The following is a 9,843-nucleotide window of genomic DNA, read 5'->3' as shown; positions in this document are numbered from 1 at the left end:
AAGCTGCCGGTGTAGGTGGCGAATCCTCCCAAGGCGGGGTCGCAGAGGGCTTCGAGGTTTCCGAAAAACTGGCCCAGCAGCAGGCTGGCGGCGAGGTATACGGCCAGGATGCTGAGGATGGGAAACCACAGGCGGGGTGGGGTATGGGGTGTGTTTTGCATGGTCGAAAGGTTGGTGTTTGTCGGCAAGTGTATCTCTCTCCGGCGGCTTGCTGCGGAGGCCTGTAAAAAACTGTAGGTTTTATTGTGCGTGTTCAGTATAGAACTGTTCTCTTTGTGAACAAAGAGAACCAGAAAAACTTTCTGAGATGCTAACGCATCTCTTGAGCCTGCCAGATACCCTTTTCTTTGATTTGTCGGGGTGCGGGGAATCGGGCCGACATCATGAAGTTAGTACTTCATCGGCCCGATTCCCGCGCCCCGAACAAACACAATGCAAGAGGATTGCGGAGCGTAAGGAGTAGCGCAGCTATCTAAAAGTTTCTTTGGTTCTTTCTTTTCAAAGAAAGAACAGTCCCACACGGCACAGTGCAAAATAAACCTACATTTACCAATCCGCCTCGTCGGAATCATCACCGAACCCCTCCAGCAACTCCTCGATATCCCGCCTCTCCTTCTTCGTCGGGCGTCCCATGCCCCGGTCGCGCACCGCGAAAGCTCCCGCCCGCGCCATTTCCATTTTGTCCAACTCCTCCGGCGGCGTCACATCCTCGATATAGCGCGGCACATTTTTCGCCGGTTGGCGCGTAGCCACTAATTCCCGAATCCGGAAACTGTACACCACCGGCATCCTGCGCACCGAGACCACCTCACCCGTGCGCACCTCGCGCGAAGGTTTGACCGCCGTCCCATTCACCAGCACCCGATTGCAGCGGCACGCCTCCGCCGCATCGCTGCGCGTCTTGAACAGCCGCACCGACCACAGCCACTTGTCTATACGAACACCTTCCGCCATAACGATAAGATTTAGCGAATGAATTACTCAGTCTCGATCAGCGCGACGATTTCTGCCCGCCCGGTGCATCCGCCGGTATCCCCATCTTTTCGAGCAAAGGGCCGACAGTCGGTTCGTGCCCCGCGAAACGGACGTACAGCGTCATCGGATGCTCGCTGCCGCCCGGAGTGAGGATATTTTCGCGGAACGACAGCGCCGTCGCCCTGTCGAAAATCCCGTTTCCCTTGAATTTGGCATAAGCATCCGCCTCCAGAACCTCGGCCCACTTGTAACTGTAATAGCCCGCCGCATACCCCCCGCCGAAGATGTGGCCGAAGCCCGTCGAAAAGCAAGTGCCCTCCACCGGAGGCATCACCCGCGTCCGCTCCGTGGCCTGCCGCTCGAAAGCAGCCACGTCGCACGAGGCGCCCAGCGGTTCCGCAATCGTGTGCCAAGCCATGTCGCAAAAGCCGAATTGCAGCTGCCGCACGCAGGAATAAGCCGCCAGGTAGCGTTTGGACGCCTCGATCTTGTCGATCAGCCCGGCAGGCATCTTCTCGCCCGTCAGGTAATGGGCTGCCCAGAGATCGAGGAATTCCTTTTCGCCGACCCAGTTTTCCATAATCTGGGAAGGCAGCTCCACGAAATCGCGCCGCACATTGGTGCCCGTCAGACCGGGATAGCTCCCCCGGCCCAGCATGCCGTGCAGACCGTGGCCGAATTCGTGGAAGATGGTTGTCACCTCGTTGAAACTCAGCAGCGACGGCCGCTTTCCCGTCGGTTTGGTGAAATTGCAGACCAGCGAAACCACGGGAATGACCTGTTCCCCGCTTTGCGGATCGGTGTAAGTCTGCCGGAAAGAGGTCATCCACGCGCCTCCCTGTTTTCCCGGCCGCGGGAAATAATCGATATAAAGGACGGCCATCGGCCCGTCGCTGTCGCTGCCCCGCTCGGCATCGTACACCTCGAAAGCATGCACGTCGGGATGATAGACCGGAATATCCCTGTTTTCTTTGAAAGTGAGACCATAGAGCCGCCCGGCCAGCAAAAACAAGGCATCCTGCACCCGTTCGAGCCGGAAATAAGGCCGCGTCATCTCGTCGTCGAGATCATACGCGGCCGCCTTGTATTTTTCGGTATAGAAAGCCCAGTCCCACGGCATCAGCGGGCCTTCGAGCCCCTGCTCCGCAGCATATGCCTCTATTCCGGCCACCTCCCGCTCGGCATAGGGTTTCGTCCGGGCAAGCAGTTCGTCCAGCAGGCTGTCCACCCGTCCGACAGTGCCGGCCATGCGTTCTTCCAGCGCATAATCGGCATAAGTTCGGTACCCCAACAGGTTGGCCAGCCTCAGCCTCAGGTCGGCGATCCGCACAAGAACCGGCCCGTTGTCATGCTCTCCGCCGTAGGCGCGGCTGTTGTATGCCCGGTACATGCGTTCGCGCAAGTCGCGCCGCTCGGAATACGTCATGAAAGGGATGTAGCTCGGCGCATGGAGTGTAAAAAGCCACCCTTGCATCCCCGCGCTGCCGGCTTCCGCAGCGGCCGGGTCGCGCACCGACTCCGGCAGTCCCGCCAAATCTGCGGAATCCGTCAGATGCAGCTGCCATCCGTTGGTGGCAGCCAGCAGATTCTGCTCGAACCGCAGGGTGAGCTGCGCCAGTTCGCCGGTCACAGCGCGGTATTCGGCTTTTTGTTCCGGTGTCAGATTGGCGCCGGAACGGACGAAATTCTTATAGGTCTCTTCCAACAGGGTCCGCTGCTCGGCGGTCAGCCCGGCGAAATCTCCGGCCGCCGCATCGTACACCGACTTGACCCGGGCGAAAAGCCGCTCGTCGAGCATGATGTCGTTGGTGAATTCGGTCAGCAGGGGCGACAGTTCAATGGCGAGGGCCTGCATGGAATCGCTGGTCTCGGCGCTGTTCAGGTTGTAGAAAACGTTCAGTGTCCGTTCCAGAGGCTGCTGGGCGAATTCCAGAGCCACAATGGTGTTCTCGAAAGTCGCGCTGTCGGTCTGTGCGGCAATGCCGTCGACGGTGCGCCTCCCTTCGGCGATCAGCTGCTCGACGGCAGGACGGTAGTCTTCGAGCCGGATCCGGTCGAAAGGCGGCACGCCGTAAGGGGTGTCCCATTCGGTCAGCAGAGGGTTGGCCCGGTTGTCGGCGCCGGTACATCCGGCGAGTATGGCGGTGCTCATAACAATAGCTAATGTAAATAAGGTTTTTGCAGTTCCGTGCATGGGGTGTAAGGCCGTCATGGATAACGGAGAAAGTAGGCGGTTAGTGTGTCCGTCGGCACAGGGAAAACGGAAATCGACGCTACAGGACGTTGACTTCCATCGAGAGAGCGATGCCGAACTTCCGCTCCACATCGGCGATGATACGTCGCGCGAGGTTCAGAATCTCCTGCGCCGTCGCCCCCCCTAAGTTGATGAGTACCAAGGCCTGTTTCGGATGCACCCCCACCGTTCCGCAGCGGAAACCTTTCCACCCGGCCCGGTCGATCAGCCATGCCGCCGGCACCTTGACCGTCTCTCCGTCCGCCGACGGATAGCCCGGCATTTCCGGATACGCCTCCCGCAGCCGCTCCGCCTGCGCCGCCGGAATCACCGGATTCTTGAAGAAGCTCCCCGCGTTTCCCGTCACCGCCGGATCGGGCAGCTTCGCCTCGCGGATGGCGATCACTGCCCGCCGGATATGGTCGAGGGTCGGCCCGCCCAAAGCCTCCACCCGGTCGTGCAGGTCGCCGTATCCTATATTATAGGTATATCCCCCTCCGCCGGGCGTATCTTCCGGCACGAGCCGGAACTCGACGGCGGTCACGATCGCCCGCCCTTTAAGAGCCCCCTTGAAAATGGAGTCCCGGTAGCCGAATGCGCAGTCCGCCCCTTTGATGCGCACCGTATCGAAGGTCTCCGTGTCGAAGTATTCCACCGTTTCGATCGTGTCTTTGGCCTCCGCGCCGTAAGCGCCGATGTTCTGCACCGGCGCCGCCCCCGCCAGGCCCGGGATCAGCGACAGGTTTTCCAATCCGCCCAAGCCGCGTTCCACCGTCCACGCCACCAATTCGTCCCAGACGACCGCCGCTTCGGCCCGCACCAAAGTCGCTTCGGGCAGCGTAATTTCCGCCGCTGCCGGGTGAATGACGACGCCGGGAAAATTTCCTGTCAGGATGAGGTTGCTGCCTCCGCTGAGCACGTACCACGGCAGATGGCGCTCCCGACAGGCGAGGATAATGTCGCGCAGTTCGCCTGTGGTGCGGAATTCGGCCCAATAACGGGCCGTGGCGTCGAGGCCGAAAGTGTTGCGGTCGCCGAGGGGAAAATTGTCGGAAAAATTGGTCATCTTGTCGCTTCGGGACTATTTTGATGTTACAAATTTAAAAATAATACCTAACTTTAACGGTGTTATTACCATCCAAAAAAGAGGGACTATGTTTACTCAAAAAGATTTGACCCAGCTGGCCGGACGGGGCATTGATCCGGCGCGGGCTGAAGAGCAGCTGAAGGCGTTCCGCACGGGGTTTCCTTACCTGACGATCGACCGCGCGGCGGTGGTGGGGGATGGTATCCTGAAATTGACTCCGGAGAAGGCGCAGGAGTTGGCGGGGCTGTACGGACGGGCGGTGGGAAAGTTCACCGTGGAAAAGTTCGTCCCGGCTTCGGGGGCGGCTTCCAGGATGTTCAAGGAACTCTACGAATTCGTGGGGGGGGATTGTCGCGGCGAGAGGAGTGCTGCGGTGGAACGGGTGTTGGAGGGATTGGACCGGTTCGCGTTCTACGAAGATTTGGTGAAGTTAGGGATCGATATGAACGATCCGAAAGCGGTGATCGGGGCGATTGTCGAGGGGGATTTTGCTGCCGGTACGGGGCTGGGGCTGGGGAAGAAGCCGAAAGGGCTCATCAAGTTCCACAAGTATGCGGACGGGGGGCGGACGGCGATGGAGGAACATCTGGTCGAAGTGGCTTTGTATGGGGGAAATCCTGCGAAGATCCATTTCACGGTGTCGCCGGAGCATATGGAAGATTTCAAACGGCTGGTGAATGAACGGATCGGTGTGTTTTCGGCCAAGTACGGGGTGGAATATGAGATCGATTATTCGGTGCAGGAGCCGGCGACGGATACGATTGCGGTCAATCCGGACAATACGCCGTTCCGCGAGGGGGCGGCGGTGGGAAATAACGGCGAAGGGGATATTCTGTTCCGGCCGGGGGGACACGGGGCGCTGATCGAGAATCTGAATCGGATCGACGCGGACCTGATTTTCATCAAGACGGTGGACAATGTGGTGCCGGATCACTTGAAAGGGGATACGGTGCTGTACAAGAAGGCTTTGGCGGCGGTGGCGCTGGATTTGCAGCAGCGGGTGTTCTCGTACCTGAAAGCGATCGATTCGGTTTCTTCTGCGGGGACGTCTGCGGTGGATGCGGGGGAATTGCGGCAGTTTATCGAGGAGAAACTGTGCTATCGTTTTCCATCTTCCTCGGAACCGACGCTGGCGGATATGCGACGGGTGCTTGATCGGCCGCTGAGGGTGTGCGGCATGGTGCGCAACGAGGGGGAACCGGGCGGGGGGCCGTTCTGGGCGCGGACTTCCTTGGGCATGGAGGGGGCGCTGTCGCTCCAGATCGCGGAATCGTCGCAGATCGACCCGGCGGTGAGACAGGCTTTGATGGGGGGAGGTACGCATTTCAATCCGGTGGACTTGGTTTGCGCGGTGCGCGATTTTAAGGGTCGGAAGTTCGATCTGACGCATTATGTGGACAGGAAAACCGGTTTTATATCCGAAAAAAGCAAGGACGGACGCAGTTTGAAGGCGCTGGAGCTGCCGGGCCTCTGGAACGGGGCGATGGCGGACTGGAATACGGTGTTTGTCGAGGTGCCGATCACGACGTTCGCGCCGGTCAAGACGGTGGCGGACTTGCTGAGGCCGCAGCATCAGTAGGGCGTTTTTTGAGGGGGGGAGCTTCCGGGGACGCTGTGGGTTTTGTTCGGGTGGGAATGGTTTGCAGTATACTTGATTGCCGGGGGCTTATTCGAGTTTTTGCTGGGTTTGGGGTAGAGGCTGCCTAAGCGATGCGCAGTATCGTCCGCCCGACGCTTGTGTTGAGGTTTGCATTGCTTTGGTTAAGGTAGTTATAGCCTATTGCCTGGTGCGGGGCCCCGTTGGGGCTTTTGTTAGAGTTTGAGAGGATTTACTAAGTGGGGACTGCTCGGTTCGCGGGCGCAGTTCCCTTTGGGTGTGGCGGAGCAAACTCCTGGTTCGAGTGCCGAGCGGCCCCGTGCGCGCCGACGCCGAAAAAGGAAAATCGACGGTTTCAATGCGAGTTGAAAACGAACGATTTTTCTGGCGCGCGGAAGTTGTTTGAGGTAGTTCCGATCCAAGCAAAACGAAGTTTTGCAAGCCCACCGCGGGCACGCGGGGCCCGCCCGGCCTGAGGGCGGTTCTCTCCAGTTGAGGCGGAGCAAACTCCTGGTTCGTGTGCCGAGTGGCACCGCCCGCCCGGCGTAAAGGCAGTACCCTCCTTTTCGCGCCGAGCGGCACCCGCGCGCGACGGCTGGAGCAGGAAATCGTTCAAAAGCATGAATTGCTTTTGAACCGAATTTCCGCCAGCGCGCGGGCAAAGTGAATTCATCTCCGCGCGCCGCGCCTTACAGAGCGAAATCATTTCGACAAACGACAGTTTGTTGAAATAAGATTTCGCTGGCGCGCGGAAAAAACAGACGTAAAGGTAGCCGACTTGCGTGCCGAGCGGCCTCGTGCTCGCCGACGCCGAAAAAGGAAAATCGACGGTTTCAACGCGAGTTGAAAACGAACGATTTTTCCGGTGCGTGGAAGTTGTTTGAGGTAGTTCCGATCCAAGCAAAACGAAGTTTTGCAAGCCCACCGCGGGCACGCGGGGCCTGCCCGGCCTGAGGGCGGTTCCCTCCAGTTGAGGCGGAGCAAACTCCTGGTTCGTGTGCCAAGCAGCACCGCCCGCCCGGCGTAAAGGCAGTACCCTCCTTTTCGCGCCGAGTGGCACCGCGCGCGATTGCTGAAATAGGAAATCGTTCAAAAGCATGAATTGCTTTTGAACAGGATTTCCGCCAGCGCGCGGGATAAAGACCATTTCCGATTTGCAACGGGCTGTAACTATCCTTGATTGGCCGGAGCCAGCGGGGACTGCAATCGAGCGCAGCGAGAAAATTGCAGGCCTCCGCAGCCGGGAGCTCCGGCCTGCCGCTGACGCGGGAAACTGTTTCCTCCGCACGCGAAAGCCTTTCCGGAAGCGTCGTGTTTTGCCTTGGGGTGGCCGCGCAGGACGCACGGACATCCGACAAGGCGAAACCGGCTGGAGGCAGTTTTCTTTGCTTCGTTTGACCTGCGGTCTTCCTCGTGCTACCTCGGCAGAGACCGCTTGCGGTCTCTACCCTCGGAACGCTGCTCGGTTCTTTTGCTGCCAAAAGAAATGAAGGGCCTCCGCGGCCTGAGTGGATCGAAAGAAAAACCTTTTCCGGCGAAGGAACTCCCACAGAGCTTTCCGCCGGAGAGAAAGCCCCGCCGGCTTGAGGCGGCTAAGAAAAAGAGCCCGCCCGACATGAGGGCATCAAAGACAGAGTAAGAGCCCCGCTGGCTCGAGACGAAAAAAACGTACAATAATCAATCGGGACACCAGGTACGGCAGCCGCCGGAAACACACCCCCAGCAAAGCCAGCCTTCCGCCGGGAATCATATCGAGTAATTGAAAAAACGCATTATAAGATCACGGATCATGGAAAACAAACTGCAACAACTGACCGAAAAACTGTACAACGAAGGACTGTCGAAAGGCCGGGCCGAAGCCGAAAGCATACTGGCTAAGGCACATGCCGACGCAGAGAAGATCGTGGCCGAGGCGCAGGACAAAGCTATGGGAATCGTGGCCGAAGCCGAAAAATCGGCAGCCCAGCTCCGGGTCAACACCGAGAACGAAGTGCGGCTGGCCGCCGGGCAGCTGAAAAGTGCTTTGAGACAGCAAGTGGAAAGCATGGTGCAGATGCAAGTCGTTACGCCGCAGGTGGCCGAAGCATGGCGAGACAACTCGTTTATCAAAGAATTGGCAGTGACTGCGGTACAGTCGGTCGGACAACAGGAGGGCGGAGCGTTGCGGGTGGTGCTGCCGGAAAACCGGGGCAGCGAGCTGGTCGAGGCAGTGAAAAATGCGCTGGCGGAAAAGCTCGGGGGCGATCATGGGGTCGAAGTGGTCACGGATGCGAAAGTGAGAGTGCCGTTCCGGATTGCGGTTAAAGACGGAGGATATTATGTCAGCTTCTCGGATGCGGACTTCGACGCGCTCTTCCGGTCATATCTGCGGCCGAAAGTGGCGAGCCTGCTGTTCGGGGATGAAGAAAAGTGATCGGTCTGTTTCAGTGATTTTTTCTTAGTTTCAACGTATGCAGTATTACTATCTGGTTGCAGGGCTGACGGAGTATCCGTTCGACATCGACAACGCGGTGTCGGGAGGGTTGCGCGTGGACGTGCCGCAGGTCAAGGCCCAGATCATGAACGAACTGACACCGGGAGATCGCAGGGCGGTGGAATTGCTCTATACCTATTATGATATAGAGAATATCATGGGATATGTACAGGGATCGAGACTGCCGTTCAACGAGTTGGGAAATCTGTCGCGGGAAGAGGTGGCGTTGCTGGTGGATCGGACGGGATCGTCGTCGGACGGGGATGCGGCGACCTGGTTGCCGGAGGAACTGGCCGAGCGGTTGGAACGGTTAGCGGTGCCGAGGACAGTGCGGCTGGCGGTGGATCGTTTCCGGGGACGCACGGGAGAAGACGGGAATGCGGGGATTCCGCAGCCGGACGAATTTGCGCCGCTGTCGGCGGACGATTTGGAACGGGAACTGTTCCAGAGTTTTTACAGGGCTTGCGGAGCGTTTTCGGCGTCGAATGGCGGGGGCGGGGGCTTTTCTTTAGGGGGCCTGTGGCCGGGGAATTTGACGGTGCCGGAGTATTTGAGAACTTGGGCGGGGTACGACCGGACGGTGCGCAATATTGTGGCGGCGTACAAGGCACGGCAGCTGGGGCTGTCGGCGGAACGGAAAGAGGGGATGATCGTGGAGACGGATGTGGAGCTGAGGGATGCCTATGTGAACGGACAGGCACAGGATTTCGGAATGCGGGATCGGTTTCCGTATACGGAGGAGTTGTTGCAGGTGTTGGAGACGGAGGATTTTGTGGAACGGGAACGCAAAATGGACGAGCTGCGGGTTCGGATGGCGGATGACTTGGCGGAACATGACTATTTCGGGATCGGTCGGGTGATGGATTACCTGATCCGGCTCAATATTCTGCATCGGTGGGGGCGGTTGGATGCGGAACGGGGCCGGGAAAATTTCCGTGAGATGGTGTCGGCGCTGGCGGATCCGGAGAAGATTGCGGAGTCGTCGGTGGGATAGTAGCTTGTGCGGTCATATCGGGGGCGGTTTGGGCTTCGGGGAGTTCCCGGCCCAAGCGATACGAAGTATCGCAAGCCCGGCGGGGGCACCCGCGGCCTGCCCGGCCTGAGGGCGGTTCCCTCCTTTGGAACAGAACGCGCGGACAAGTATAGTTTCGGGGTGCAGCCTGCGGAGCTAAGCAACAAAGTTGCGGGCCTCCGCTGCGGGAGGCTGCGGCCCGACATGGGGAGATCGCAGTTAAACCGAATTTCCACCGGCGCGCGAATCACAAGCAATTTGTACCCGGCAGGTTCCGGCAAAACGAAGTTTTGCAAGCCCACCGCGGGCACGCGGCCCCGCGCGGGAGCGCAGTTTCCTCCGGTTAAGGTGTAGCATCCCCCCGGCTGGAGTACCCAGCGGCACCGGCACCTCGCGCGCGACGGCTGGAATAGGAAATCGTTCAAAAGCATGAATTGCTTTTGAACAGGATTTCCGCCAGCGCGCG

General features: G+C 59.1%; 8 protein-coding genes. 3 read left to right on the top strand and 5 right to left on the bottom strand.

Features of this window, described 5'->3' with window-relative positions; all coding sequences use genetic code 11:
- Positions 1-546: 546 nt before the first annotated feature.
- The 3 genes from Q0Z93_RS08140 to murB form a co-directional block, all read right to left on the bottom strand.
- Positions 547-954, bottom strand: coding sequence for a S4 domain-containing protein (locus tag Q0Z93_RS08140; RefSeq protein WP_298064439.1), 408 nt, complete (start codon positions 952-954; stop codon positions 547-549).
- 37 nt (positions 955-991) lie between these two features.
- Positions 992-3,127, bottom strand: coding sequence for a M3 family metallopeptidase (locus tag Q0Z93_RS08135; RefSeq protein WP_298064438.1), 2,136 nt, complete (start codon positions 3,125-3,127; stop codon positions 992-994).
- A gap of 121 nt (positions 3,128-3,248) precedes the next feature.
- Positions 3,249-4,274 carry a UDP-N-acetylmuramate dehydrogenase gene (gene murB / locus Q0Z93_RS08130; RefSeq protein ID WP_298064437.1) on the bottom strand — a complete coding sequence of 342 codons (1,026 nt, stop codon included), beginning with the start codon at positions 4,272-4,274 and terminating at the stop codon, positions 3,249-3,251.
- 88 nt (positions 4,275-4,362) lie between these two features.
- On the opposite strand from murB, the gene Q0Z93_RS08125 reads away from it, so the two are divergent.
- Positions 4,363-5,874, top strand: coding sequence for a DUF4301 family protein (locus Q0Z93_RS08125; protein WP_298064435.1), 1,512 nt, complete (start codon positions 4,363-4,365; stop codon positions 5,872-5,874).
- A gap of 373 nt (positions 5,875-6,247) precedes the next feature.
- Here Q0Z93_RS08125 and Q0Z93_RS08120 read toward each other — a convergent pair whose 3' ends face one another.
- On the bottom strand, positions 6,248-6,985 hold the full coding sequence (locus Q0Z93_RS08120) for a hypothetical protein (protein WP_298064434.1): 738 nt from the start codon (positions 6,983-6,985) through the stop codon (positions 6,248-6,250).
- 696 nt (positions 6,986-7,681) lie between these two features.
- On the opposite strand from Q0Z93_RS08120, the gene Q0Z93_RS08115 reads away from it, so the two are divergent.
- The gene (locus Q0Z93_RS08115) at positions 7,682-8,305 is read left to right on the top strand and encodes a hypothetical protein (RefSeq protein ID WP_298064433.1); all 624 of its coding nucleotides are present in this window, start codon (positions 7,682-7,684) and stop codon (positions 8,303-8,305) included.
- A 37-nt stretch (positions 8,306-8,342) separates the two neighbouring features.
- Positions 8,343-9,359 carry a DUF2764 family protein gene (locus tag Q0Z93_RS08110; protein WP_298064432.1) on the top strand — a complete coding sequence of 339 codons (1,017 nt, stop codon included), beginning with the start codon at positions 8,343-8,345 and terminating at the stop codon, positions 9,357-9,359.
- Between the two features lie 237 nt (positions 9,360-9,596).
- Here the strand turns inward: Q0Z93_RS08110 and Q0Z93_RS08105 are convergent.
- On the bottom strand, positions 9,597-9,843 hold a 247-nt coding region (locus Q0Z93_RS08105; RefSeq protein WP_298064431.1), incomplete at its 5' end, for a hypothetical protein.

Origin of the sequence: uncultured Rikenella sp. (assembly GCF_947628055.1) — a bacterium.
Lineage (GTDB): Bacteria > Bacteroidota > Bacteroidia > Bacteroidales > Rikenellaceae > Rikenella.
This window is presented reverse-complemented; position numbering and strand designations above follow the sequence as displayed.

What these genes read in the sequence shown, in the direction of transcription:
- Q0Z93_RS08140 (WP_298064439.1), bottom strand. Translation starts at nt 954, where the DNA reads ATGGCGGAAGGTGTTCGTATAGACAAGTGGCTGTGGTCGGTGCGGCTG.
- Q0Z93_RS08135 (WP_298064438.1), bottom strand. Translation starts at nt 3,127, where the DNA reads ATGAGCACCGCCATACTCGCCGGATGTACCGGCGCCGACAACCGGGCC.
- murB (WP_298064437.1), bottom strand. Translation starts at nt 4,274, where the DNA reads ATGACCAATTTTTCCGACAATTTTCCCCTCGGCGACCGCAACACTTTC.
- Q0Z93_RS08125 (WP_298064435.1), top strand. Translation starts at nt 4,363, where the DNA reads ATGTTTACTCAAAAAGATTTGACCCAGCTGGCCGGACGGGGCATTGAT.
- Q0Z93_RS08115 (WP_298064433.1), top strand. Translation starts at nt 7,682, where the DNA reads ATGGAAAACAAACTGCAACAACTGACCGAAAAACTGTACAACGAAGGA.
- Q0Z93_RS08110 (WP_298064432.1), top strand. Translation starts at nt 8,343, where the DNA reads ATGCAGTATTACTATCTGGTTGCAGGGCTGACGGAGTATCCGTTCGAC.